This is a genomic window from Bacillus sp. GbtcB14 (assembly GCF_019091205.1).
GTDB classification, from domain to species: Bacteria; Bacillota; Bacilli; order Bacillales; family Bacillaceae_G; genus Bacillus_A; species Bacillus_A cereus_AG.
In genome coordinates this window covers 1-236 of sequence record NZ_JAGXJT010000310.1, presented here as the reverse complement: position 1 = coordinate 236, position 236 = coordinate 1, and the positions used below count along the sequence as shown (strand labels likewise).

Below are 236 nucleotides of genomic sequence, written 5' to 3'. Positions count from 1 at the left end.
AAAGAGGATATCCTTTTTTTTAATTTAATACGGATATGGTATTTGCTGATAACTCGGATATGGCGTTGGATATGGTGCTGGGTATGGCGCAGGATAAGTTACTGGGTACGGTGCTGGATAGTAGCCTCCACTTGCTGCACCCGTTAATGCGCCAGCTGTAAGTCCACCTAACATGCCTCCAGCAGAACTTCCAGGAAAAAAGCCACCTCTCCATGAGCCGCCACCCCATCTCCATG

General features: G+C 48.3%; 1 pseudogene. It reads right to left on the bottom strand.

Annotated elements, in window-relative coordinates:
• Positions 1–24: 24 nt before the first annotated feature.
• Positions 25–236 (bottom strand): annotated as a pseudogene (locus tag KVT31_RS29995) (cobalt transporter); the annotation flags it as partial.